20 protein-coding genes and 4 tRNA genes are annotated in these 23,791 nt (G+C 68.2%); 16 read left to right on the plus strand and 8 right to left on the minus strand.

The annotated features are described in order from the left end of the window. Nucleotide 1 precedes the first annotated feature (1 nt). The 3 genes from BM013_RS06600 to BM013_RS06610 are packed head-to-tail and all read left to right on the plus strand — an operon-like array spanning nt 2 to nt 1,769. Complete coding sequence (locus BM013_RS06600) at nt 2-778, plus strand: SDR family NAD(P)-dependent oxidoreductase (RefSeq protein WP_093124387.1); 777 nt, start codon at nt 2-4, stop codon at nt 776-778. Next, nucleotides 775-1,305, plus strand: coding sequence for a MarR family winged helix-turn-helix transcriptional regulator (locus BM013_RS06605; protein WP_093124389.1), 531 nt, complete (start codon nt 775-777; stop codon nt 1,303-1,305). The genes BM013_RS06600 and BM013_RS06605 overlap by 4 nt, the downstream gene beginning before the upstream one ends. A gap of 2 nt (nt 1,306-1,307) precedes the next feature. Further along, nucleotides 1,308-1,769 carry an acyl-CoA thioesterase gene (locus BM013_RS06610; RefSeq protein ID WP_093124392.1) on the plus strand — a complete coding sequence of 154 codons (462 nt, stop codon included), beginning with the start codon at nt 1,308-1,310 and terminating at the stop codon, nt 1,767-1,769. 30 nt (nt 1,770-1,799) lie between these two features. On the opposite strand, the gene BM013_RS06615 is transcribed toward BM013_RS06610, so the two are convergent. Then, nucleotides 1,800-2,192, minus strand: coding sequence for a hypothetical protein (locus BM013_RS06615; protein ID WP_093124395.1), 393 nt, complete (start codon nt 2,190-2,192; stop codon nt 1,800-1,802). 733 nt (nt 2,193-2,925) lie between these two features. Here BM013_RS06615 and BM013_RS06620 point away from each other — a divergent pair. The 4 genes from BM013_RS06620 to BM013_RS06635 all read left to right on the plus strand — a co-directional run bounded on the left by BM013_RS06620 (nt 2,926) and on the right by BM013_RS06635 (nt 3,967). Further along, nucleotides 2,926-3,002: transfer RNA gene (locus BM013_RS06620), tRNA-Arg, on the plus strand. A gap of 41 nt (nt 3,003-3,043) precedes the next feature. Further along, a complete protein-coding gene (locus tag BM013_RS06625; RefSeq protein ID WP_093124397.1) occupies nt 3,044-3,250 on the plus strand; it encodes a short-chain dehydrogenase in 207 nt (68 codons plus the stop codon). Nucleotides 3,251-3,275: 25 nt separating this feature from the next. Beyond that, nucleotides 3,276-3,349 (plus strand) — tRNA-His (locus tag BM013_RS06630). Nucleotides 3,350-3,403: 54 nt separating this feature from the next. Beyond that, a complete protein-coding gene (locus tag BM013_RS06635) occupies nt 3,404-3,967 on the plus strand; it encodes an HNH endonuclease (RefSeq protein ID WP_093124400.1) in 564 nt (187 codons plus the stop codon). Between the two features lie 88 nt (nt 3,968-4,055). Here BM013_RS06635 and BM013_RS41170 read toward each other — a convergent pair whose 3' ends face one another. Further along, the gene (locus BM013_RS41170) at nt 4,056-4,232 is read right to left on the minus strand and encodes a hypothetical protein (protein WP_177206351.1); all 177 of its coding nucleotides are present in this window, start codon (nt 4,230-4,232) and stop codon (nt 4,056-4,058) included. 274 nt (nt 4,233-4,506) lie between these two features. Between BM013_RS41170 and BM013_RS06640 the strand changes: the two genes are divergently transcribed. Then, a complete protein-coding gene (locus BM013_RS06640) occupies nt 4,507-4,923 on the plus strand; it encodes a hypothetical protein (RefSeq protein ID WP_093124403.1) in 417 nt (138 codons plus the stop codon). Between the two features lie 56 nt (nt 4,924-4,979). Here the strand turns inward: BM013_RS06640 and BM013_RS06645 are convergent. Next, a tRNA-Lys gene (locus tag BM013_RS06645) sits at nt 4,980-5,055 on the minus strand. Nucleotides 5,056-5,194: 139 nt separating this feature from the next. Here BM013_RS06645 and BM013_RS06650 point away from each other — a divergent pair. Then, nucleotides 5,195-5,902, plus strand: a complete 708-nt coding sequence (locus tag BM013_RS06650) for an SDR family NAD(P)-dependent oxidoreductase (protein ID WP_093124406.1) — start codon at nt 5,195-5,197, stop codon at nt 5,900-5,902. Nucleotides 5,903-5,956: 54 nt separating this feature from the next. On the opposite strand, the gene BM013_RS06655 is transcribed toward BM013_RS06650, so the two are convergent. Next, a tRNA-Ala gene (locus tag BM013_RS06655) sits at nt 5,957-6,032 on the minus strand. Nucleotides 6,033-6,121: 89 nt separating this feature from the next. Here BM013_RS06655 and BM013_RS06660 point away from each other — a divergent pair. Next, nucleotides 6,122-6,988 (plus strand): alpha/beta hydrolase, encoded by an 867-nt coding sequence (locus BM013_RS06660; protein ID WP_093124409.1) that lies wholly within the window; start codon nt 6,122-6,124, stop codon nt 6,986-6,988. Nucleotides 6,989-7,009: 21 nt separating this feature from the next. On the opposite strand, the gene BM013_RS06665 is transcribed toward BM013_RS06660, so the two are convergent. Further along, a complete protein-coding gene (locus BM013_RS06665; protein WP_093124411.1) occupies nt 7,010-7,987 on the minus strand; it encodes a GMP reductase in 978 nt (325 codons plus the stop codon). 206 nt (nt 7,988-8,193) lie between these two features. Between BM013_RS06665 and BM013_RS06670 the strand changes: the two genes are divergently transcribed. From BM013_RS06670 to BM013_RS06680, 3 genes are all read left to right on the plus strand, one after another. Continuing rightward, entirely contained in the window at nt 8,194-10,632 is a 2,439-nt protein-coding gene (locus BM013_RS06670; RefSeq protein WP_093124414.1) for a UvrD-helicase domain-containing protein, read from the plus strand. Between the two features lie 106 nt (nt 10,633-10,738). After that, the gene (locus tag BM013_RS06675; RefSeq protein ID WP_093124417.1) at nt 10,739-14,626 is read left to right on the plus strand and encodes a DUF2339 domain-containing protein; all 3,888 of its coding nucleotides are present in this window, start codon (nt 10,739-10,741) and stop codon (nt 14,624-14,626) included. A gap of 8 nt (nt 14,627-14,634) precedes the next feature. After that, complete coding sequence (locus BM013_RS06680; RefSeq protein WP_093125187.1) at nt 14,635-16,134, plus strand: DUF3999 domain-containing protein; 1,500 nt, start codon at nt 14,635-14,637, stop codon at nt 16,132-16,134. A gap of 42 nt (nt 16,135-16,176) precedes the next feature. On the opposite strand, the gene BM013_RS06685 is transcribed toward BM013_RS06680, so the two are convergent. The 3 genes from BM013_RS06685 to BM013_RS06695 all read right to left on the minus strand — a co-directional run bounded on the left by BM013_RS06685 (nt 16,177) and on the right by BM013_RS06695 (nt 18,552). After that, nucleotides 16,177-17,016 (minus strand): BPSS1780 family membrane protein, encoded by an 840-nt coding sequence (locus BM013_RS06685; RefSeq protein WP_093124419.1) that lies wholly within the window; start codon nt 17,014-17,016, stop codon nt 16,177-16,179. A 9-nt stretch (nt 17,017-17,025) separates the two neighbouring features. Further along, nucleotides 17,026-18,081, minus strand: coding sequence for a homoserine kinase (locus tag BM013_RS06690; RefSeq protein ID WP_093124422.1), 1,056 nt, complete (start codon nt 18,079-18,081; stop codon nt 17,026-17,028). 81 nt (nt 18,082-18,162) lie between these two features. Continuing rightward, complete coding sequence (locus tag BM013_RS06695) at nt 18,163-18,552, minus strand: hypothetical protein (RefSeq protein ID WP_093124424.1); 390 nt, start codon at nt 18,550-18,552, stop codon at nt 18,163-18,165. Between the two features lie 97 nt (nt 18,553-18,649). Here BM013_RS06695 and polA point away from each other — a divergent pair, with 97 nt between their 5' ends. From polA to BM013_RS06710, 3 genes are read left to right on the plus strand one after another with little or no spacing between them, the layout of a single operon-like run. Next, nucleotides 18,650-21,472, plus strand: a complete 2,823-nt coding sequence (gene polA, locus BM013_RS06700; protein ID WP_093124427.1) for a DNA polymerase I — start codon at nt 18,650-18,652, stop codon at nt 21,470-21,472. 41 nt (nt 21,473-21,513) lie between these two features. Further along, entirely contained in the window at nt 21,514-22,812 is a 1,299-nt protein-coding gene (locus BM013_RS06705) for a M20/M25/M40 family metallo-hydrolase (protein WP_093124429.1), read from the plus strand. Nucleotides 22,813-22,825: 13 nt separating this feature from the next. Further along, nucleotides 22,826-23,728, plus strand: a complete 903-nt coding sequence (locus BM013_RS06710) for a LysR family transcriptional regulator (protein ID WP_093124433.1) — start codon at nt 22,826-22,828, stop codon at nt 23,726-23,728. The last annotated feature ends 63 nt before the right edge of the window (nt 23,729-23,791 follow it).

Raw genomic sequence — 23,791 nt, forward strand, 5'->3', positions numbered from 1 at the left:
TATGCAAACAAATTCACTCACTGGCCGGCACGCACTCGTCACGGGCGCGGCACGCGGCATTGGCGCCGAGATCGCCCGCACCCTGGCCGCCGAAGGCGCCGTGCTGACGCTGCTGGGCCGCGACCGCGAGGCGCTGCAGCGCGTGGCCGATTCGCTCGCGGGCAGCGGGCACGGTGTCGTGGCCGCCGACGTGGCGAACCCCGAGGCAGTGCAGGCGGCCTTTGCCGAGGCCCGCGCCGCGCGCGGGCCGGTCGCGGTGCTCGTCAACAACGCGGGCGCGGCCGAGAGCGCGCCCTTCCTCAAGACCTCGTTCGAGCTCTGGCAGCGCATGCTGTCGGTCAACCTCACGGGCAGCTTCCTGTGCGCGCAGGCCGCGTTGCCCGACATGCTCGACGCGGGCTGGGGCCGCATCGTCAACATCGCCAGCACGGCGGGGCAGAAGGGCTACGCCTACGTGGCGGCCTACACCGCGGCCAAGCACGGCGTGGTCGGGCTCACGCGCTCGCTGGCACTGGAGGTGGCGCGCAAGGGCATCACGGTGAATGCCGTGTGCCCGGGCTACACCGACACCGACATCCTGCGCAACAGCGTCGCCAACGTGGTCGGCAAGACCGGGCGCAGCGAGGCCGATGCGCTGGCGGAGTTCTCGAGCGTGAACCCGCAGCGCCGCATCGTGCAGCCGGCCGAGGTGGCCGATGCCGTGCGTTGGCTCTGCGGTGCGGGCGCCGCGTCGGTCACCGGGCAGTCGATCTCGGTTTCAGGGGGAGAAGTGACATGACACGCAACGATGCCTCGCACGCCGTGCTGAGCGACGCGGAAGAACTCGGCCACGAGGCTCGCGCGGGCCACGAGGACCACGCGATGCTCAAGCTCTGGTTGCGCATGCTGGCCAGCACCACGCAGATCGAGGCCGAGATCCGGCGCCGGCTGCGCGAGCGCTTCGGCATCTCGCTGGCGCGCTTCGACTACATGGCGCAGCTCTACCGCTACAAGGACGGCCTGAAGATGCGCGTGCTGTCGCGCTACCTGATGGTGACCGGCGGCAACGTGACGGGCCTGACGGACGAGCTCGAGCGCGAAGGCATGGTGGCGCGCGCGCCCAGCCCCGACGACCGCCGCGCCTGGATCGTGAGCCTCACGCCCGCGGGCCGCCGCACCTTCGAGACCATGGCGAGCGAGCACGAGCAGTGGATCCTCGAGATGTTCTCGGGGCTGGACATGAAGACGGTCAAGCAGATGCACACGCAACTGGGCCTGCTGCGCGTGCACGTGATGCGCGGCGAGCCGGCGGGCGAGGAGGGCTGAGCATGAGCGAGGGCACCCACGTCGATCTTTCGGCTGCGAGCACGGAGTTCCGCCGGCCACGGCTGATCCGCTTTTCCGACTGCGATCCGGCGGGCATCGTCTTCTATCCGCAGTACTTCGTGATGCTCAACGGGCTGATCGAGGACTGGGTCAACGAAGGCCTGGGGCTCAGCTACCACGGGCTGGTGGCGCAACGCCGCATCGGCCTGCCGACCGTGAAGCTCGACGTCGATTTCCGCGCCGTGAGCCGCATGGGCGACCCGGTGATGCTCGGCCTGTCCGTGCAGCGGCTGGGCTCGCGCTCGATGACGCTGGCGGTGCGCTGCTTCAGCGCCGAAGGCGGCGAAGTGCGCATGCAGATGACGCAGGTGATCGTGACGACGTCGCTGGAGACCCATCGTGCCGTCGCCATTCCCGAGGACATGCGCGCGGCCATCTTGCGCAGCGCGCCCGAGCTGGGCTGACGGCCTTCAGCTTGCCAGGGGGCCAGGGAGCTAGGGGGCAGGCTCGTTGCCCGCGGCGGCCTGCGCGCGCTTCTTGAGCCAGCTGGCGAGCTCTTTCTTGCCCTTGGCATTGGCGGTACGCCATGCCTCGCGCGCAGCGGCGATGAAGCGCTCTTCCGCCGCGTCGGGCACTTCGGAGGGGCGGTCTTCCTTGTCGAGCCAGTGGGGCTCGACGTCGCAGTGCCGCTCGATCTGCCGCGCCAGGTTGTCGCCGATGGGCCGGGCGCTCTTGATCTGGCTCCACATGCTCGGCGAGATTTCGATCTTCTTCGCAAACGCCTGGTCCAGCCCCTTGGCCGGCAGGCCGGCGGCCACGGCCTCTTCGAGAAAACGACGGTGCAGCGCGAGGGCATTGCGGCGACGCGCGACGGTGATATTGGGCACTGTTCAAAAACAACAACAAGACAAGAAAAGATTGTCCCGGTTGTTGACGCCGTCGTAAACACTATTTACAGTTGCCTTCATTCGCGGCCCCAAGCCGTCCCTTTTTTCCAACCCGTTACAGCCGACAGCGGCAATTTTTGACTCAGGAACCATCGTGAACACCGCATTGCACCTCACCAGCATTCGACCCGCCTCGGGCCGATCGCTCGTGCGCGTCTGGGCGTGTGGTGGTTTCGGCAGCATGCCGTCGGTCCGACTGAATCAGCACCAGAGCCACGCGTATTCGACACAAGCCGCAGCCAGCCTGCGCGTTGGAAAAGCAGAGGATCAGGTGCTACCGGGTGGAGGTTGCGCATAGGCGCATACCTTCCAAGCTCTCTCATGCAGAGGCCCGGACACCGCAAGGTTCCGGGCCTTTTTGTTTTTGGCTTTTGTTTTTGTCGTGCTTGTTTGCCATTTCGGGTGTGCCTTCACCACACCGCCAGTGCCCACCGCGTAGACGGTCTGGCGGGATGTGCAGGAACTGATCACTCCTGTGCAGCGACGTCGTACGGGGCAGCGCCCAGCGCGCTGCCCGTCGCGTGAGGACACAACCGAAATGGAAAGGCGGGCCACCGTTTTTTTCATCACCGAACCCGAGCGGGACCGGGCCATGCAGATGGTTCTCCCGCGGAAACCGGCCGCAACGATTGGGCGGCGCCGGAACCCGTAACCGGACACTTTTTGTTTTCGACCCGCGTTAGCTCAATGGATGAGAGCACTTGCCTACGAAGCAAGGGGTTGCACGTTCGAGTCGTGCACGTGGGGCCATTTTTTATTTGTCAGCTGTCACACAACCAAGGAGTCACATCATGCGCAAGCGCAACACCCCGATCCGGATGATCACCGTGCGCCCGGCACAGCCGCGCAGCCGCATGGTGCTGGCCCTGGCCCGCCGCTTCGGCATTGCCGTCGACGCGCGCCGCGCAGGCGAATGCGCGGCCGCCTCGCCGGGATGCGATCCGCTGCCGGAAGGCCTCGATCTCGACCAGCGCGTTCGCGCGGTCGGCGAGTGGTAAGCCGGCCGGCCTTCAGTTTTTCATGGTGCGCGTAGCTCAATGGCAGAGCCGCGGGTTGTGGTCCCGCTGACGACGGTTCGATTCCGTTCGTGCACCCCATGGTTTCGTTTCGTTCAACTTCATCCCAACCATCGCCGCGAAAGGAGGCGACACATGCATCCTCACGTCCTGCAACTCGATATTCAGGGCACGCCGCAGGCCTGGATCTCGCTGGAGCAGGCGGTGTTGCACTACGCGACCGGCTCGGTCGCCTGGGAAGACGGCGACCTGCCGCTGGCCACGCTGCGTGGCGGCTTCAACGTGGCGCGCGGTGTGCAGTCGCGCGTCGAGGTGGCGCCGATCATCGCGCTGCGCGGCGCGTCGAAGATCAACCTGTTCGACGTGATTCCGAGCGTCACCAAGAGCAAGCTGCTGCGCCGCGACCGCCACACCTGCGCCTACTGCGCGAACGTGTTCCACGAACGCGACCTGCAGTGCGAGCACGTGATGCCCGAGTCGCGCGGCGGCCCGTGGACCTGGACCAACCTCGTGAGCGCATGCGCGGTCTGCAACAACCGCAAGGCCGCGCGCACGCCGGAGGAAGCGGGCATGCCACTGGTCTACCTGCCGTACGTGCCGAGCCGCTACGAGAACTTTCTGCTCGAAGGCCGCAACATCCGTGCGGACGTGCACGAGTGGCTCGCGAAGCGCCTGCCCAAGGGCTCGCGGCTTCAATGAGGGCGGGATCGCGATGAGGTCCGCGCCAATGAACGAAGCCCGCCGTCTTTCGGACGGCGGGCTTTTTCGTTTGAGGGAGAGCGAGGCGTCAGCGTCCGACGCCGAAGAGGTTGTAGGCGATCAGTCCGGCGGCGGCCAGTCCGCCGACGACGGCGAGGATCACTTTGGTTGTGCGCCCGCCGCCGCGCCTGGAGCGCGGCCAATGGTCCGGCCCGATCAGGTCGATGGGGACGGTGGGTTTGCCTATGTCGGACGCCTTTTCCATGGGAGGAAATATAGCTCACGCTTGAATGCATACGCCGCGACCGTGTCAATGCGTTGTCTGCGGACGTCGTTGCCGGCGCTGATTTCGGCCAGGCAAAAAAATACCCGCCTGTGCGGGTTGAACGAGCCTTTGGCTTCGAAGTTGCAGTCCCTGTGGTGTTGTTCTTCTTCTGTGCGTGACAGCATGTGCAAGATGCCACGGCGCATAGGGTCCTTTTGTAGGTTGCATCCGGGGCAGGAGGTAAGTGCTCCGCAAAACTGTGAAAAATTCCCGTATGAACAAACTGATCATTCTTGAGAGTCTGGCGCGAGCCCTCGAGAGCTGGGTTCGGAATGCCTCCGCTGCGCAGCTTTGGCAGGTGCATCGATCGGGCGGTCTCGGTGCGTCTATCGAGGCGGACGACGAGGTCGTGAGGGTGCGCATCGATCTTGGCGGCCCGCGCGATGCGTTGTGCGAACTCGGCAAGACCGATGGGCGGCTGCCGGTCACGGAAGCGTTCCTCGGCAACCGCGATGCGACGTGGAACGCGCCGCCTGCGCAAGGGACCGACGCGCGAGCGCAGTGGTTCCTGTCGAACGAACTGGCGCAGGAACACGCACGGCAGTACCTGATGGCGGAAGTGGGAGCGCGTCGCGACCTGCTGGCGCGCTGTGTCGACGACTGGACTGCGCGGCAGGGCGCAGCACAATGAAAAACGCCCGCTACCTTGTGGGTAGCGGGCGGGTTCAGCATTACTGCGCTTGTTGGTGGTGGGCCCTGAGTGACTCGAACACTCGACCTACGGATTAAGAGTCCGCTGCTCTACCAACTGAGCTAAGAGCCCTTGCTTAGACAGCGTTTGCTGCTATCTGGCAAGACCACGAGTATATACCAGTTCTGAAGCTTTTCCAAAAAATTTGCAGACGCAACGTTAGGATGCGTCATCACCGACAGGGCAGGGCCCTTCAACCAGGAGAATTTCGATGAGCGACGCAAGCACCACGCCCCATGTCTTGATCACCGGCGCCGCAGGCGCATTGGGTCGGGCCGTGGCACAGCACTTTCTCGATCAGGGCGCGCGCCTTGCGCTGGTCGATCACCACGCGGGCCGTCTCGCCGAAGTCTTCCCCGGTCTCGACAACTCGCAGCACCTGCTGCTCTCGGGCGACGTGACTTCCGCTTCCGAGATGAAGAGCCTCGCGCAGCAAGCGCTCAAGTCCTTCGGCCGCATCGACACGCTGGTCCACATCGCCGGCGGCTTCGAGATGGGCGAGGCCACGCATGCGCTCACGCGCGAGAGCTGGGACCGGATGATGAATCTCAACGCCTGGTCGTTCGTCGCCGTCACGCAGGCGGTGCTGCCGTCGATGACCGAACGCCGCGCCGGCAGCATCATTGCCGTGACGGCGAAGGTGGCGGCGCGCGGCCTGCCGGCCATGGCCGCGTACATCGCATCGAAGAGCGCGCTGCAGCGCCTGGTCGAAGCCATGGCGGCCGAGGCGGCGCCGCACGGCGTCAGCGTGAACAGCGTCGCCCCCAGCGTGCTGGACACGCCGGCCAACCGCCAGGCGATGCCCGATGCGAACCCGGCCGACTGGGTGTCGACCTCGGTCGCCGCGCAGACCATCGCCTTCCTTGCATCGCCAGCGGCGGCCGCGCTGCACGGCCAGCACCTGACGCTCGATACCTGAGCCCTGAAAAAGAAAAAGGCCCTGGCAGATGCCAAGGCCTTTTTTGTGTCGGTCTGGTGGAGAGGATGAGGATCGAACTCACGACCTCCGCATTGCGAACGCGGCGCTCTCCCAGCTGAGCTACCCCCCCGACGCACAGCGAATTTTAGCCAGAACTCCCGTTTTCGCACACCCCGGCGTGCCAAGATGCGCGCCTCGCGAAACACGGAGAAAAATCGCATGGCTTCGTTCGAACCCGCCTGGCTGGAAGGCATGTACAACAACCTCGCGCGGGTGAAAGACCACCCCGCGTACTTCCAGCGCTGGGCCCGCGATTCCGCCGCCGCACGCGATGCCTTGCCTGCGCGGATCGACATTCCCTACGGCAGCGGCACGAACGAAACGCTCGACGTCTTCCCCGCACCCGTGCCCGACGCGCCGGTGCTGGTCTTCATCCACGGCGGCTACTGGCGCGCGATGGACAAGAAAGACCACTCCTTCATTTCACCCGCGTTCAACGACCGCGGCATCTGCGTGGTGCAACCGAACTACGCGCTGTGCCCCGGCACTGCAGAGCAACCGGTCACGGTGCCCGGCATCGTGATGCAGATGGTGCGCGCGCTCGAGTGGACGTGGCGCCACGTCGCGGCCTACGGCGGCGATCCCTCGCGCATCACCGTCGCGGGCCACTCGGCCGGCGGGCACATGGCCGCTGCGCTGCTGTCCTGCGACTGGAAAGCGGTCGCCCCCGACCTGCCCGTGCAACTGGTGCGCAACGCGCTGTCGATCTCCGGGCTCTACGACCTGCGCCCGCTGCAGCACACGCCGTTCCTGGTGAACACGCTGAAGCTGACCGACGCCGACGTGCTGCGCGCCAGCCCGGCGCTGTGGCCCGCGCCGAAGCGCGGCCAGCTCTACGCCGTCGCGGGCGGCAGCGAGAGCGAAGAATTCATCCGCCACAACGCGATGATCCGCGAGTCGTGGGGCCGCAACACCGTGCCGGTGTGCGAGGTGCTGCCGGGGCTCAACCACTTCGACGTGGTCGATGCACTGGCCGATCCGGCCCATGCATTGCACCGCCATGCGGTGCAGCTGCTCGAAGCCTGACCGGCGGCCAGGGCAGGGGGCTTACATCAGCAGGTGTTCGCCCGCGTTGTCGCCGCCCAGCGTGACGTAGTTGACCTTGCGGATGTCCATCAGCGCGCGGCCGCCCGCGTAGCTGATCGAGCTCTGCACGTCCTGCTCCATCTCGACCAGCGTGTCGGCCAGCTTGCCCTTCACGGGCTCGAGGATGCGCTTGCCCTCGACGTGCTTGTATTCGCCCTTGTTGAAGTCGCTGGCCGAGCCGTAGTACTCCTTGAAGAGCGCGCCGTCGACCTCGACGGTCTTGCCCGGCGACTCCTCGTGGCCCGCGAACAGCGAGCCGATCATCACCATCGACGCGCCGAAGCGCACGCTCTTGGCGATGTCGCCATGGTCGCGAATGCCGCCGTCCGCAATGATCGGCTTGGTCGCCACGCGCGCGCACCACTTGAGCGCCGACAGCTGCCAGCCGCCCGTGCCGAAGCCGGTCTTGAGCTTGGTGATGCAGACCTTGCCCGGGCCGATGCCGACCTTGGTCGCGTCGGCGCCCCAGTTCTCCAGGTCGATCACCGCTTCGGGCGTGCCGACGTTGCCGGCAATCACGAAGGTCTTCGGCAGCTTCTGCTTGAGGTAGCCGATCATGTTCTTCACGCTGTCGGCGTGGCCGTGCGCGATGTCGATGGTCACGTACTCGGGCACCAGGCCCTGCGCCACCAGCTGGTCGACGGTGTCGTAGTCGGGCTTCTTCACGCCGAGCGAGATCGAGGCGAACACGCCCTTGCCCTGCATGTCCTTCACGAACTGGACGTTGTCCAGGTCGAAGCGGTGCATCACGTAGAAGTAGCCGTTCTGCGCGAGCCACAGGCAGATCGACTCGTCGACCACCGTCTTCATGTTGGCGGGCACCACCGGCAGGCGGAAGCTGCGTTCGCCCAGCGTGACGCTGGTGTCGCACTCGGAGCGGCTCTCCACGCGGCACTTGCGCGGGAGCAAAAGGATGTTGTCGTAATCGAAAATCTGCATGACCAGGCTCCTGAAAGGAATCGTTGAATGGAACGAATGAGCGCTTGGTCCGGCCGGCTTTCGCGGTGCGTTCTTGCAAGAAGACGCCCACAAAAAACCGGGCGCAAGAAACTTGGGCCCGGTGATTGAGTTTACGCGGTCTCGCGAAGCCGGGTCTTCCGAATCTTCATATAACCCGCATACGCCGTGGTTTCTACAATCGAAGGATGTTGTTTAACGATCCTGCGGCTGACGCCCCCCTCCCGAATCCTTCGGACATGCCGCTGCTCCATAACCTGAACGCGGAGCAGCTCGCCGCGGTCACGTTGCCCGAAGGCAACGCGCTCATCCTCGCGGGCGCGGGCTCGGGCAAGACGCGCGTGCTCACCACCCGCATCGCGTGGCTGCTGCAAACGGGCCAGGTCTCCGCCGGCGGCATCCTGGCCGTGACCTTCACCAACAAGGCCGCCAAGGAAATGATGACGCGGTTGACGGCCATCCTGCCCGTCAACGTGCGCGGCATGTGGATCGGGACCTTCCACGGCCTGTGCAACCGCCTGCTGCGCGCGCACTGGAAGCTGGCCAACCTGCCCTCGACCTTCCAGATCCTCGACACGCAGGACCAGCTCTCGGCCATCAAGCGCCTGATGAAGCAGTTCAACGTCGATGACGAGCGCTTTCCCGCCAAGCAGACCCAGTGGTTCATCGCCGGCGCCAAGGAAGACGGCCTGCGCCCCGACGGCGTGGAAGTGCGCAACGAGGACGACCGCAAGAAGGTCGAGATCTACCGCCTGTACGAAGAGCAATGCCAGCGCGAAGGCGTGGTCGATTTCGGCGAGCTCATGCTGCGCAGCTACGAACTGCTGCGCGACAACGACCCGGTGCGCGAGCACTACCAGCGGCGCTTTCGCCACATCCTGATCGACGAGTTCCAGGACACCAACCGCCTGCAGTACGCGTGGATCAAGATGCTGGCGGGCAACACCGTCGGAGGCCAGTTCGAGCCCGGGCGCAACAGCGTGATCGCTGTGGGCGACGACGACCAGAGCATCTATGCCTTCCGCGGTGCGCGCGTGGGCAACATGACCGACTTCGTGCGCGAGTTCGACGTGCGCCACCAGATCAAGCTGGAGCAGAACTACCGCAGCTACAGCAACATCCTCGACTCCGCCAACGAGCTCATCAGCCACAACAAGAAACGCCTCGGCAAGAACCTGCGCACGACGCAGGGCCCCGGCGAACCGGTGCGCGTGTACGAGTCGCCCACCGACCTGGCCGAGGCGCAGTGGATGGTCGAGGAAATGCGCCAGCTCGTGCGCGACGGCTTCGAGCGCAAGGAAATGGCCGTGCTCTACCGCAGCAATGCGCAGAGCCGGGTGATCGAAACGGCGCTGTTCAACGCGTCGGTGCCGTACCGCGTGTACGGCGGCCTGCGCTTCTTCGAGCGTGCCGAAATCAAGCACGCGCTGGCCTACCTGCGCCTGCTGGAGAACAAGGACGACGACACCAGCTTCCTGCGGGTGGTCAACTTCCCGCCGCGCGGCATCGGCGCGCGCACGCTCGAAACCCTGCAGGACGCGTCCCGCGCGGCCGGGCGTTCGCTGCACGACGCGGTGAGCGTGGTCGGCGGCAAGGCGGGCGCCAACCTCACGGGCTTCGTCGCCAAGATCGACGTGCTGCGCGAGCAGACGCAGGGCGTGAGCCTGCGCGAGATCATCGAGCTGGTGCTCGACCACAGCGGCCTCGTGGAGCACTACAAGGCCGACCGCGAAGGCGCCGATCGCATCGAGAACCTGGAAGAACTGGTGAACGCGGCCGAGAGCTTCGTCACGCAGGAAGGCTTCGGCCGCGACGCCGTGGCGCTGCCGGTCGACGAGCTGCGCCAGTCGCCCGCGAGCCAGGGCATCGACCTGACCCGCCCGGTGATCGACGAGCCGCTCGCGCCCGACGCCGAGACCGGCGAAACGCTGAGCCCGCTGGCCGCGTTCCTCACGCACGCCGCGCTCGAATCGGGCGACAACCAGGCGCAGGCCGGGCAGGACGCGGTGCAGCTCATGACGGTGCACGCCGCCAAGGGCCTGGAGTTCGACTGCGTGTTCATCACCGGCATGGAAGAGGGCCTGTTCCCGCACGAGAACTCGATGAGCGACTTCGAGAGCCTCGAGGAAGAACGCCGCCTGATGTACGTGGCCATCACGCGCGCCCGCAAGCGCCTGTACCTGAGCCATTCGCAGACGCGCATGCTGCACGGCCAGACCCGCTACAACGTCAAGAGCCGCTTCTTCGAAGAGCTGCCCGAAGGCGCGCTGAAGTGGCTCACCCCCAAGAACCAGGGCTTCACGCCCTCGGCCTTCGGCTACGGCGGCGGCTACGGCAGCACGCGCGGCGGGTCAGGAGGCTACGGCGGCGGTTATGGCGGCGGCCAGGGCACCGGCTACGGCAGCAACCGCGACAAGGACACCTTCGCCAGCCCGCCCGTGCCGCCGCAGAAGAGCGCGCCCGCGCACGGCCTGCGCTCGGGCATGCAGGTGTTCCACAACAAGTTCGGCGAAGGCACGGTCACCGCGCTGGAAGGCTCGGGCGACGATGCGCGCGCGCAGGTCAAGTTCGCGCGCCACGGCGTGAAGTGGCTGGCGCTGTCGGTGGCCAAGCTCACGCCCATCTGAGTTGCTACTAAAGCTATAGCGCGCAACGTAGGCGGGACGCGCGCAACGGGCGCTTTTGCCTTGAACGGTCGTACACTCCGCACTCGCCAAACAAGGGGAGTCAGGGATGTGGTTCTTGGGCATCATTGCCGGCCTTTTCATTGGAGCGCTGTTCGAATCGGTGCCCGTGGCGCTGGTGCTTGCGGTGGTCGGTGCGTTCGCGCTGCCGCAGCTGGTCGGCAGGAAGAAGAAAGACAAGGCCGAGCCGTACCGCACCGAGGCTGAGCGCACGCCGGCGGTCAATGCGGGCGCCAACGCCGCAAATGCGGCTGCAACCGCGCCCGGCGGCGGCGTGCTGAAGCTGCAGCAACGCGTGTCGGAGCTCGAGCAGCGTGTCGCCGCGCTCGAAAGCCGGCTGGCGCAGGGCGCGACGGCCGCCGAAGTGCCTGAAGTGTCCGAAGCCTCGGTCATCCCCGAACTGTCTTCCGGCGAACTTGCCACCTCGATGGCCACCTCGATGGGCGCCACGCCGCTGCCGGAAGCGCCGCCGCTTCCCGTGGCCACGCTGGCGTCGCGGGCCGCCGAGATCGAGCAGGCCCGCCTGTCGCGGATGCTGGCCGAGGCGAGCCTGCCCAAGGCGCCCGTGGCACAGGAGCCCGTCGCGCCCCTGGTGCCGGCCCCGGTGCAGGCCGCGGCGCCCGCACCGGTCCCCACCCCGGCCCCGGCCCCGGCCCAGGTTCGCCGCGCACCGCCGCCGCCCCCACCACCGGCGCTTGCGCTGCGCGACCGCCTGCCCGCACCCATCGCCAACCTGATCTTCGGCGGCAACATGCTCGTCAAGCTCGGCGTGCTGATCCTGTTCCTCGGGCTGGCCTTCCTGCTGCGCTACACGGCGGAACGCGTCACCGTGCCGATCGAGCTGCGCTACGCGGCCGTCGCGCTGGTCGGCGCGGGCCTGCTGGTGCTGGGCTGGCTGCTGCGCCACAAGCGCGCGGGCTATGCGCTGATCCTGCAGGGCGCGGGCATCGGCGTGTTCTACCTGACGACGCTCGCGGCCATGAAGCTCAGCGGGCTGCTGCCGGCCAGCGTCGGCTTCGCCTTCCTGTTCGGCGTGGCCGTGCTCAGCGCCGCGCTGGCCGTGCTGCAGAACGCGCCGCTGCTGGCCATCGTGGCCGCGCTCGAAGGCTTCGCGGCGCCGGTGCTGGCGTCCACCGGCTCGAACCAGCCGGTGGGCCTGTTCACCTACCTGCTGGTGCTCGACGTGGGCATCGTGCTGATCGCCTGGTTCAAGGCCTGGCGCGTGCTCAACCTGATCGGCTTCGTCGGCACCTTCACGCTGGCGGCCGGCTGGGCGCACAAGTACTACACCGACGACCAGTTCGCCACCATCGAGCCCTTCCTGGTGGTGTTCTTCCTGCTGTTCACCGCCATCGGCCTGCTGTTCGCGCGCCGCACGCTGTTCGACGCACCGGTGCAGCCCGCGCAGCCGCTGGCCACGCGCGCGCTCGACACGCTGCGCCGCGCGGGCCGTGTCGACAGCTCGCTGGTGTTCGGCACGCCGATGGTCGCCTTCGGCATGCAGGTGCTGCTGATGCGGCCCTGGGAATACGGCGCCGCCTTCTCGGCGCTCGCGCTCTCGGCCTTCTACCTGCTGCTGGGCCGGCTGGTGTTCGCCACGCAGCCCAAGGGGCTGGCGCTGCTGGCGGAGGCCTACGCCATCGTGGGCGTGATCTTCGGCACGCTGGCCATTCCGCTCGGCCTCGAGGGGCAGTGGACCGGCGCGGCATGGGCGGTCGAGGCGGCCGGCATGTACTGGCTGGGCGCGCGGCAGGGGCGCGGCTATGCGCGCGCCTTCTCCTTCGTGGTGTTCGCCGGCGCGGTGCTCAAGCTGCTCGAGGCCACGCGGCTCGACGCGGCACCGGGGCATCCGCTGCTCGACGGCTCGGTGATCGGCCCGGTGCTGGTCGCGGTGAGCGCCTTCGCGATGTGGGCGATCCACCGGCGCGCCAGGCTGGACGCGGGCAACAGCGTCGAGGCGCTGGCTGGCACCGCGCTGCCGTGGCTCGGCATGGCCGCGCTCACGCTGCTGCTGTGGCAGTGGTTCACGCCGCCGTGGGCCGCTGCGGCCACGGCCGTGCTGGCTTCGGTGACTTTCGCGGTGGCGATCCGGCTGGCCTTGCTGCCGCTGAGCTACGTGAGCTTCGGCATGCAGGCGCTGGCGGTGGCGGGCTTCATCGCCACGCTGCACCGCACCGGCGAGGTGGTCGACGCGAAGGTGCTGCAGAGCGGCTGGGAGGGCGCCGCCGCGGCATGCCTGATCGCGCTCAGCGTGCTCGGCAGCGCGGCATGGTCGATGCTGCAGGCGCACCGCGCGGCGCTGGCACGCGGCGTGCAGCCCGAGTGGTCTGCCGGCAACGGCATCGGCGTGATTGCCGGCGTGAGCCTGCTGCACCTGGCGATGCTGTTCCAGCTGAACCTGGCGCAGGTGGCGCTGCTGTGGCCGCTGACGGCCACGGTGGTGCTGTGGGTGGCGCTGCGCATGGCGCACTTCCCGCTCGCGGCGCTTGCGGGCGTGCTGCAGGTCATTGCCGCCGTCGCGTTCGGCGTCAGCGTGGCCGATGTGGCCAACGTGGCCGTGGCGGACGTCGCCGGTGCGGTGCGCCCGGCGTTTGCCCATCTCGGTTTCTGGACCCCGGTGGTGCTGGGCCTGACCGCCTTGCTCGCGGGCGACTGGCTGCGCGACGAGGCGCGTCCGCGCCTGAGCGAGCCGGTCGGCACGGCGCGCAAGCGCTGGACCAATGCCTGGTGCGCCATTCCGGCGGTGCTGTGGGCGCCGGTGGTCTGGGGCCTGGGCTGGTGGCTGTTCGGCATGCTCGACGAAAGCGTTCGCGTGCTCAACCGCCACGGCCTCGCGAGCCACATTCCCGCCGGCACGATGGCCGTGGTGCTCGTCACCTCGGTGCTGGCCGCCATCGTGGCGTACCGACGCGACTGGTCGCAGCTCGGCAAGGCGACGCTGGCCACGCTGCCGGCCTTCGGCCTGATCGCCGCCTACGGCATCGCGGGCGGGCCGACGCTGTTCTATGTACCGTCGAGCGCGCTCGGCTGGATCGCATGGCCGCTGGCGCTGGTATGGCACCTGCGGCTGCTGCGCGCGCAGAAGCGCTGGGCCGACGCCCCGGCGCTCGCGCCGTTCCACGTCGCCGGCTTCTGGCTCTTCCTGCTGCTGGCCGCGCGCGAATGCCAGTGGCAGTTGGGCCGCGTCGGCGCCGAATGGTCGAGCTGGCAATTGCTGGGCTGGGCCATCGTGCCCGCGCTGGTGCTGTGGGCGCTGCGCTCGCGCACGCTGCTGCCGCGCTGGCCGCTCACCGAATTCCGCAGCGCCTACCTCGAGTTCGCCGCCACGCCGGTGGCGGTGTACCTGCTGGCGTGGGCGTGGGTGACCAATGCGGTCAGCCCGGGCGATGCGTCGCCGCTGCCTTACGTGCCGCTGCTCAACCCGCTCGAACTCGCGCAATGGCTGGTGCTGTTCGCGCTGGTGCTCTGGTGGCGCGCCTTGCCGCAAGGCTCGTTCGCGCGCGTCCAGCCGATGGCCGCGAAGGGCGCGGCCGGGTTCACGGGCCTGGCGCTGCTCACGGGCATGGTGCTGCGCACCTGCCACCACTACGCGGGTGTCGAGTGGCGCTTCGACGCGCTGTACGCCTCGTGGCTCACGCAGGCGGCGCTGTCCATCACCTGGGCCATCTGCGGCGTCGTCGCCATGGTGCTCGGCCATTCGCGCCGCGTGCGCACGCTGTGGGTGGCGGGCGCGGCGCTGCTGGGCGTGGTGGTGCTCAAGCTGTTCTTCGTCGAGCTGGCGGACCGCGGCGGGCTGTTCCGCATCGTGTCGTTCATCGCGGTCGGCGCCTTGCTGCTGCTGGTGGGCTACTTCGCGCCGGTGCCGCCGAAGAAGGAAGAGCCGGTGCCGCAGCCGGCGCCGCAGCCGGCGCCTGAAGAAGAAGGCGGTGCCGCATGAGCGCGCGCATGACCTGGACGCTTCGCGCGGGCGCCGCGCTGGTGGCGATGGCCGGTGGAGTTGCCCTTGCCCAACCTGCACCCAGCGCACCCAGCGCACCCATCACGCTCGAAGGCGCAGGGCCCTATCACCGCCTCACCTTGCCGCTGGCCTTGTACGGCCGTGCCGCCTACGCCGACCTGCGCGACCTGCGGGTGCGCAATGCCGCGGGCCATGCCGTGCCCTACGCCTGGTTGCGCAACGAGGCCGCCACGCCGCAGACCGCCTCGCGCAACGTGCCGATCTTCGCGCTGCCCGGCAGCGTCGCCAGCGCGGCGCCGGGCGACACGGCGCTCGCGTTCTCGGTGCGGCCCGATGGCTCGCTGAAGCTCGAGAGCAAGGCGGTCAAGCCCGTCGGCAGCGACGACGCGGCGCAGTGGCTCATCGACGTGAGCCAGGTCAAGGGCAGCCTGCTGCAGGCCCGCTTCGAGATTTCGCCCGACACGCGCGGCCTGTTCGCCTTTCACCTCGAAGCCAGCGACGACCTGCGCCAGTGGCGGCCGGTGGGCGGCGAAGAACAACTGGTGCGGCTCGCCCATGGTGGCCAGGCCATCGAGCGTCTCGCGGTCGAGCTGGACAACGTACGCGCGCGCTTCCTGCGGCTGCGCTGGAGCGACCCGAAGAACGGTGCGGTGCTGACCCGCGTGGGCGTCGACAGCGTGCAGGACGTGGAGCCCGTCGCGCCGATCGAATGGTCCGCGGCGCTCAAGCCCGAGCGCTGTGGCGTCGACCACTGCGACTACCTGCTGCCGCGCGGCGTGCCGGTGCAGAGCCTGCGCATCGACCTGGCCGACGTCAACACGCTGGCGCAGGTCGGCATCTCGGGCTTGTCCGATGCCACGTCGGCCGCGGTGCAGCCGCAGCAGCCGGTGCCGCGCAATCCGCTCTATGCCCTGCGGCACCCGCAGCGCCGCGCCGTGCCGCAGCCCGGCGGGCCCGACGAGACGCCGCTGGTCGACACCGTGGTGTACCGGCTCGCGCAGGCCGGCGGCGAAGTGCGTTCGCCGGTGCTGGCGCTCGACGGTGCGGTGCACGCGCGCTTGCGGTTGCGCACCGCGGGCCCGGTCAGCCTGCTGGGCGCGACGCCGCCCACCGTGTCCGTGGGCGCGGTGCCGCGCACGCTGGTGTTCCTCGCCCAGGGTGCGGCGCCGTTCTCGCTCGCATGGCGCGCGGCGCCCGAGAAGAGTGCGGTCGAAGGCAGCGAGCCCGGCGCGCCGCTGGCGCTGTCCACCCTGATTCCGGGCTATGCGGCCGACAAGCCCGTGGCCGCCGGCAACGCGTCGGTGCGGCTGCCCGCGGCGGTTGTCGACGCGGCGGTCGCTGCCGTCGCGCAGCCGCCGGTTCCCGCGCAGGAACCGTCGCGCAAGTGGTGGCTGTGGGGGGCTCTGGGTGTCGGCCTGCTGCTGCTGGCCGGAATGGCGTGGTCGCTGTTCGCGAGCCTGCGCAAGGATGCGCAACGGCCGGGCTGATCGCGAAAGCAGGGCAGGCGGGGCGCCTGCCTGCCCGGTCCGTCAGTTGGTTCCGTTCGCGTCGAAGGTGTCGCGGAAGGTGAACCAGGTCGAGCTCAGCGACATGGCCGCCAGCACCAGCGCCGTGCCGACGATCAGGATGTTGCCCACCGCCAGCGCGGCGCCGCCCGCGCCCAGCGCGCCGACGCCGATCAGCAGCGTGGCCAGCAGGCCCATCGCGATGCCGGCCAGCAGGAACACGCCGAACCACGCGATGCCGAACAGCGCATAGGCGCCGAAGTTGCGAAACAGCGCGACGATGCTGAAGAAGATGCTCTTCACCGGCTCCACGCGGTGCCAGTGCACCAGTGCGGGGGCGTGCCACATGGCCAGCGACAGCGGCAGGTTCAGGCACATCAGCAGCATGCGCGCGACCTGGAAGTCGCTGCTCGCCACGATCTCGGGCGTGAGCGGGTCGTCGAGCAGGTAGGCGCGCGCGAGCTGGCCGCCGTCGACCAGCGTGGTCACCAGCACGGCGAGCACGAAGAACACGGCCGAGATCACGCCCAGCACCACCAGCGAGCGCCATTCGGTGCGCATCGCGGCGAACACCGCCACGAACATCGCCGAGCCCGTGGGCCGCTGCGCGTCACCGGCGCGGCCGACGCCTTCGGCGTTGTCGGTGTACGCGACCGACGTGGCCACCATCAGGCCCAGCGTCATGAAGGGCACCAGGCCCGGTGCCAGCAGGCTGCCGAGGATGGGGACGATCGACACCGTCGAGATCACCGCCATCAGCAGGAAGAACAGCGAGATGAAGGCCAGCGGCTGCCGCCAGAAGGTCTTGAGTCCGAGGCGGACCCATTCGGCGCCGGTTCGCGCCGGCACGAGGTTGAGTTTCATGGGTTCGGGTCAGGCAGCCAGGGCGGGCTCGAAGGCCTGGGCCATGACGTGCGGGTGGGTGGCGCGGTCGCGCAGCACGCGTTCGAAGTGCGTGGGGTCGTGGGGCTTGAGCATGCTCGCCTCGCGCGGCAGGTGGAAGTCCCAGAGGCGGGAGATCCAGAAGCGCAGCGCGGCGGCGCGCAACATTGCGGGCAACAGGGCGCGCTCGGACGCGTTCAGCGCGCGCACGGTCTCGTAGGCCGAAAGCAGTGCCTCGGCGCGCTCGGCGTCGTGGCGGCCGGTTGGCAGGTCGATGGCCCAGTCGTTCAGGCACACGGCCAGGTCGAACAGCCAGGTGTCGGTGCCGGCGAAGTAGAAGTCGAACACGCCGGTCAGGCGCGGCGCGGCGTCGGCACCGTCGCCGGTCGCGAACATCACGTTGTCGCGGAACATGTCGGCGTGCACCGGGCCGCGCGGCAGCGCCGCGTAGGCCGATGAATCGGCAATGTGGTTCTGGTAGGCCAACTCGGCGCGCAGCAGGCCGGCCTGCGCTTCCTCGATGTACGGCAGCACCACGGGCACCGTCTCGTTCCACCAGGGCAGGCCGCGCAGGTTGGGCTGGATGCGCGGGTAGTCACGCCCGGCGACGTGCATGCGCGCCAGCATGGCGCCCAGCTCGGCGCAGTGCGCGGCGCCGGGGGAGAGCTCGCTGCGGCCCGAGAGCTTCTGCACCACGGCCGCCGGCTTGCCGGCCACCAGGTGGAGCAGGTCGCAATCGGTGTCGGCGGAGGGCAGGGCCATCTGCCCCTTTTTCGTCTTCTCGACCGCGGGCGGACCGGCCACCGGAGCGGGCACCGGCAGTCCGGCACCGGCCAGGTGCTTCATGAGGCAAAGGTAATAAGGCAGCTGCTCGGCGCTCAGGCGCTCGAACAGCGTCAGCACGAACTCGCCCGACTCGGTGGTGGCGAAGTAGTTGGTGTTCTCGATGCCGCCCTCGATGCCGCGCAGTTCGCGCAGCGGGCCCAGGCCCAGGCGTTGGACGAGCGCGTCCGCCTCGCCGAAACCGACTTCGGTAAAGACTGCCATGGGGTGCTCAGCGCGGCGTTGCCGCTGAGACAACGGAAACGAAGGTGGAAACGAAAGCGAAGACGAAAGAACGCACGGCCATCAGAACTTCATCACGTTCCAGACGCGGGCGCCGTTGGCACCGGTCTCGGAGGAATTCTGGCGCCCCGTGGCCTGGTCGGCGGGCAGCACTTCGTAGCCCGGCATGTTCGACTTCGGCTTGACGTTGATGCTCTGCGTGCGGCCGCCGTAGCGCACTTCGTCGACCGAGGCACCGCTGTCTTCGGTGTGGATGTTCTCGATCTTCTGGTTGCGTCGGCCTTCGCCCTTGGCCTGCTCCTGATTTTGTAGCGGTTCCCCCGGGGCCCCTTGCGCAGAGGCAGCGGGTGCCGCGGCGGGCGCGGGTTGCTGCGCCTGGACGGCGGCAAAGGGGGTTGCGAAAGCCAGCGCCAGCAGGATGCGGCGGGCGACCAGGAGTGAGGAGCTAGGCATGCGCCGATTGTAGGCGCGGCACCGGTTTCGGGGCGTCGGTTGCCACCTCGCGTCGTCGTGGTTCCGGGCGCTGTCGCGCGCACGGCAAAATGCCGCGATGACCGACAAGAAAACGCTGCTGCTCGTCGATGGCTCGAGCTACCTTTATCGCGCCTTCCACGCCATGCCCGACCTGCGGGCGGTGCCCGGCGACCCCAAGAGCGCGGCGACCGGCGCGATCCGGGGAATGATCAACATGATGACCGCGCTGCGCCGCGAGGTGCGCGCCGACTACGCGGCCTGCATCTTCGACGCCCCCGGCAGGACCTTCCGCGACGACTGGTACCCCGAGTACAAGGCCAACCGCTCGCCGATGCCCGACGACCTGCGCAGCCAGATCGACCCGATCCACGAAGTGGTGAAGCTGCTCGGCTGGCCCGTGCTCACCGTGCCCGACGTGGAGGCCGACGACGTCATCGGCACGCTCGCCAAGATCGCCGCGGCGCAGGGCGTGGAGGTGATCGTTTCCAGCGGCGACAAGGACCTGAGCCAGCTGGTGGACGAGCACATCACCATCATCGACACCATGAACGGCAAGCGGCGCGACGTGGCCGGCGTGACGGCCGAGTTCGGCGTGCCGCCCAACCTCATGGTCGACTACCAGACGCTGGTGGGCGACACGGTCGACAACGTGCCCGGCGTGCCGAAGGTCGGCCCCAAGACGGCGGCCAAGTGGCTGGCCGAATACGGCTCGCTCGACGCGCTGGTCGAACGCGCCGCCGAGGTGAAGGGCGCCGCCGGCGAGAACCTGCGCAACGCGCTCGACAAGCTGCCGCTGAGCAGGCGCCTGGTGACCATCCGCACCGACTGCGACCTCGACGGTCACGTCACCGGGCTGCCGTCGCTCGAAGGCCTGCCGGTCGGCGCGCCGCAGACCGGCGAGCTGAAGCCCTTCTACGAGAAGTTCGGCTTCAAGAGCCTCGTGAAGGGGCTCGAGGCGCAGGAAGTGCCGCCCGAGCTGATCGAGGAAAGCCTCAAGAAGAAGTCGGCCTCGAAGGCCGCCGTCAACACCGACCAGGGCGGCCTGTTCGACGAGCCTTCCGAAATCGCCGCGCTCGAAGCCGCCGCGCCCGCGAGCAACCTCAAGTACGACACCATCACCACCTGGGAACAGCTCGACGGCTGGCTCGCGAAGCTCGACGCTGCCGAACTGGCCGCCGTCGACACCGAGACCACCTCGCTCGACGAGATGGTCGCGCAGATCGTCGGCGTGAGCTTCAGCGTCACGCCGGGCGAGGCGGCCTACATTCCGCTCACGCACAACTACCCCGACGCACCCGAGCAACTGCCCATCGACGAGGTGCTCGCCAGGCTCAAGCCGTGGCTTGAAAACGCCGGGAAGAAAAAGCTCGGCCAGCACATCAAGTACGACCGCCACGTGTTCGCCAACCACGGCATCGAGGTGCAGGGCTACGCGCACGACACCATGCTGCAGAGCTACGTGCTCGAGGTGCACCGCCCGCACGGCCTCTCCAGCCTGGCCGAGCGCCACCTGGGCCGCAGCGGCATCTCGTACGAAGACCTGTGCGGCAAGGGCGCGCACCAGATCTCGTTCAGCCAGGTCGACATCGCCAAGGCCGCCGAGTACTCGTGCGAAGACAGCGACCAGACGCTCGATGTGCACAACACGCTGTGGCCCCAGCTGGAGAAGAACGCGCAGTTGCGCTTCATCTACCAGCTCGAGATGGATTCGAGCGAGGCGCTCTACCGCATCGAGCGCAACGGCGTGCTGATCGACGCGCCCACGCTCGCCGCGCAGAGCCACGAACTCGGCACGCGCATCATGGCGCTGGAGCAGGAGGCCTACGAGATCGCGGGCCAGCCTTTCAACCTGGGTTCGCCCAAGCAGATCGGCGAGATCTTCTTCACCAAGCTGGGCCTGCCCGTGGTCAAGAAGACGCCGAGCGGCGCGCCCAGCACCGACGAGGAAGTGCTGGAAAAGCTCGCCGAAGACTATCCGCTGCCGGCCAAGATCCTGGAGCACCGCGGCCTGTCGAAGCTCAAGGGCACCTACACCGACAAGCTCGGCCAGCTCGCCAACCCGCGCACCGGCCGTGTGCACACGCACTATGCGCAGGCCGTGGCCGTCACGGGCCGCCTGAGCAGCAACGACCCCAACCTGCAGAACATCCCGATCCGCACACCCGAAGGCCGCCGTGTGCGCGAGGCCTTCGTGGCGCCGGCGGGCAGCGTGATCGCCAGCGCCGACTACTCGCAGATCGAGCTGCGCATCATGGCCCACATCAGCGGCGACGAGTCGCTGCTGCGCGCCTTCACCGAAGGCATCGACGTGCACCGCGCGACCGCCGCCGAGGTGTTCGGCTCCACGCCCGACCAGGTGTCCAGCGAGCAGCGCCGCTATGCCAAGGTGATCAACTTCGGGCTGATCTACGGCATGAGCAGCTTCGGCCTGGCGAAGAACCTCGGCATCGAGACCAAGGCCGCGGCCTCGTACATCGAACGCTACTTTGCGCGCTACCCGGGCGTGAAGGCCTACATGGACGAGACCAAGGCGCTGGCCAAGGAGCAGGGCTACGTGGAGACCGTGTTCGGCCGCCGCCTGTACCTGCCCGAGATCAACTCGCCCAACGGCCCGCGCCGCGGCGGCGCCGAGCGCGCGGCCATCAACGCCCCGATGCAGGGCACCGCGGCCGACCTGATCAAGCTCAGCATGGTCAAGGTACAGAACGTGCTTGACGAAGAGAAGCGCGGCACCCGGATGATCATGCAGGTGCACGACGAACTGGTGTTCGAAGTGCCCGAGGCCGAAGTCGAATGGGTGCGCACCGAGATCCCCCGTCTCATGGCCGGCGTGGCCGCGCTGAAGGTGCCGCTGCTGGCGGAGATCGGTGTCGGCCCCAACTGGGACAAGGCGCACTGAACACACAAGCAACAAGAGACAACGAAAGAAATCGCATACCCATGAAATTCCCGCATCGTTCATTCCTGCCTGCCGCCGTCTTCGCCGCCTGCGCTGCCTTCCTCGGCACCGCCTGCGCCGCGCCCGACGCCGGCATCACCGCGCTCGCCGCCAAGGAAAAGCCCGCGCTGCTCGAGACGCTCAAGGAGCTGGTCTCCATCGAATCGGGCAGCCGCGACCTCGACGGGCTCGAGAAGATCTCCGACCTCATCGCCGCCAAGTTCAAGGCGCTGGGCGGCGAGGTCGAGCTGATCGACCCGAGCGCCGAGGCCTACCGCATGGAAGACACGCCCGAGAAGATGGGCCGCGTGGTGCGCGCCACCTTCAAGGGCACGGGCAAGAAGAAGATCCTGCTCATCGCGCACATGGACACGGTCTACACCGTGGGCATGCTCAACAAGCAGCCGTTCCGCGTCGAGGGCGACAAGGCCTACGGCCTGGGCATTGCCGACGACAAGCAGGGCATTGCGGTCATCACGCACATCGTGTCGATGCTGCAGGCGATGAAGTTCAAGGAATACGGCACGCTCACCGTGCTCATCAACGGCGACGAAGAAATCAGCTCGCCCGGCGCGCGCGCGCTCATCACGCGCATGGGCGCCGAGCACGACGCCGTCATGTCCTTCGAAGGCGCCTACGTGAAGGAAGACAAGCTCTCGCTGGCCACCGCGGGCATTGCCTCGGTCACGCTGCACGTGGCGGGCAAGGCCTCGCACGCGGGCTCGGCGCCCGAACTGGGCGTGAACGCGCTGTACGAGCTGTCGCACCAGATCCTGCAGATGCGCGACCTGTCCGACCCTGCCACCGGCCTGAAGATGAACTGGACCATCTCCAAGTCGGGCAGCAACCGCAACGTGATCCCGGCCAGCGCCACGGCCGGCGCCGACGTGCGCGTGCTGAAGGTGAGCGACTACGACCGCATCGAGCAGCAGGTGAACGAGCGCGTGAAGAAGCAGCTCATTCCCGAAGCCAAGGTCGAGCTGAAGTTCGAGCGCCGCCGTCCGCCGCTGGAAGCCACCGACGCCTCGCGCGCCATGGCCCGCCATGCGCAGCAGATCTACAAGGACGAGCTCGGCCTGCCGCTGGGTGCCGACGACAAGGCCGCCGGCGGCGGCACCGACGCGGCCTTTGCGGCGCTGAAGACCAAGGCGCCGGTCATCGAGCGCTTCGGCCTGCAGGGTTTCGGCGCGCACTCGGCCGATGCCGAGTACGTGCTGGTCGATTCCATCGAGCCGCGCCTGTACCTGGGCACGCGCATGGTGATGGACATCGCCCGCGGCAAGACCGCCAACGGCAACTGACCCACCGCCCGCGATGCGCCTGCGCCACATCGAGGTCTTCAACGCGATCATGCTCACGGGCAGCGTGAGCGCGGCGGCGCGGCTCATCAACATCACGCAGCCGGCAGTGAGCCGCACCTTGCAGCACGCCGAGCTGCAGCTGGGCTTTCCGCTGTTCCAGCGCGCCAAGGGCCGGCTCACGCCGACCACCGAGGCGCTCACGCTGTACCCGCACATCGAACGGCTGTTCGCGCAGCTCGACGAGGTGCAGCGGCTCGCGGCCAACCTGCGCACCGCGGGCGACACCGGCGAGTTGCGCATCCTCAGCGTGCTGGCGCTGAGCTACGACATCCTGCCGCGCGCGCTCAAGGCGTTTCGCGAAAAGTACCCGGGCTACAAGATCACGGTCGAGTCGCTGCACTCGCCGCAGATCATGTCGGCGCTGCTGCTGCAGGAGGCCGACGTGGGCTTCGCCTTCAGCCCCGCGGTGCATCCCTCGCTCACGCAGGAGACGCTGGCCGACAGCCGCATGGTGTGCATCGCGCCCAAGGGCATGCTGCCGCGCGCGCTGGTGCGCAACGGCTCGGCGGCCCTGCACGACCTCGTGAAGCAACCCGTGATCGGGCTGGACAGCCGCGACCCGGTCGGCACCAGCCTGAGCCAGGCCTGCCGGCAGGCTGGCGTGGGTTTCCAGCAGGCGGTGGTGACGGTGCAGACCTACCACGCGGCGCTGGCCATGGCGCACCACGGCATCGGCGTGGCGCTGGTCGACGGCTGCACGGCAAGGTCGGCCGACCGCGAGAAGGTCGACGTGCTCACGCTGGAGCCGCACATCCCGGTGCCGATCCGTGCGCTTCGCTTCGCCGCGCGGCCCGACTCGGTGGCGGTGCGCGGCATCACGCGCTGCATGCAGCAGGCGATCGAAAGCACGATCTAGCGCGATCCAGCAAGCTGCAGCGGCCGCCATGGCCCCGTACCCGGGCACATGAATGGCGATTGA

Origin of the sequence: Variovorax sp. OK605 (assembly GCF_900115445.1) — a bacterium.
In the GTDB taxonomy this organism is placed as follows: domain Bacteria; phylum Pseudomonadota; class Gammaproteobacteria; order Burkholderiales; family Burkholderiaceae_C; genus Variovorax.